The following is a 1,169-nucleotide window of genomic DNA, read 5'->3' as shown; positions in this document are numbered from 1 at the left end:
TTGTTCAACCAGACGTCGACATACAGGATTTCCTAATGTGACTTGCGTTCCGACGTGGCCTCTTCCGACCTGCCCGCCAACGCCTGAACTCGCCGTGACCGCCCCCGCTGAAGCCGGCCTCCTCGCCCGCGACGCCGCCCACCCCTGGCACCCCTACGGGGCCGCCGGCGCCCGCCAGCTCTACGCCGTGCGCGGTGCCCGGGGCGTCCACCTCGACCTCGAGGGGCCGGGCGGGGAGCGTCACCGCGCCATCGACGCGATGGCGTCCTGGTGGTCCGTGGTGCACGGGCACGGGCACCCCGCGCTCGTCGAGGCCCTGACCCGGCAGGCCGCGGCCTTCCCGCACGTCATGTTCGGCGGGCTCACGCACGCGCCCGCCGTCGACCTGGCGGAACGGCTCGTCGCGCACACCCCCGCCGCGCTCGAGCACGTGTTCCTCGCCGACTCCGGCTCGGTCTCGGTGGAGGTTGCGCTCAAGCTCGCCCTCCAGTACCAGGCGACGCGCGGCCGGCCCAGCCGCCGCCGATTCCTCACGGTCCGCGGCGGCTACCACGGGGACACCGCCGCGCCCATGGGCGTGTGCGATCCCGTGGACGGCATGCACGCGGCCTTCACCTCGCTCGTGGCTCGGCATCTGTTCCTGCCCCGCCCGCCGGCGGCACGCTGGGTGCCCGAGGGCGTCGCCGCGGCACCCATGGCACCCGACGCCGCTCCGGCCGGCCACTGGGAGGCCGACGACGCCGCCCTCGCCGCGTGGGAGGACGAGGCCCGCGCCTTCACCGCCGCGCATGCGGACGAGATCGCCGGCGTGATCCTCGAACCCGTGCTCCAGGGGGCGGGGGGCATGCGCGTCTACGACCCGCGCTGCCTCACCGTGCTGCGCGAGCTGTGCGACGAGCACGGGCTCCTGCTCATCGCCGACGAGATCGCCACCGGCTTCGGCCGCACCGGCCGCTGGCTCGCGTGCGAAGGGGCCGGCGTCGCCCCGGACGTGCTGTGCCTCGGCAAGGCGCTCACCGGCGGCACCATGACGGGCGCGGCCATGCTGTGCACCGCCGAGGTCGCCGAGACGGTCTCCCGGCGGGAACGGGGCATGCCCGGGGCTCTCCTGCACGGGCCCACGTTCATGGGCAACCCGCTGATGTGCGCGGTCGCCTCCGCGTCCCTCA

The 1,169-nt window shown here is 74.9% G+C and carries 1 protein-coding gene; it reads left to right on the top strand.

The window, feature by feature from the left end:
- Positions 1-94: 94 nt before the first annotated feature.
- On the top strand, positions 95-1,169 hold a 1,075-nt coding region (locus tag D8M29_RS12350; protein ID WP_127446027.1), incomplete at its 3' end, for an aminotransferase class III-fold pyridoxal phosphate-dependent enzyme.

This window comes from Micrococcus sp. HSID17227 (genome assembly GCF_003989405.1).
GTDB classification, from domain to species: Bacteria; Actinomycetota; Actinomycetes; order Actinomycetales; family Micrococcaceae; genus Micrococcus; species Micrococcus luteus.
The sequence above is the reverse complement of the archived record's forward strand: the minus strand, read 5'-3'. Positions and strand labels throughout refer to the sequence as shown.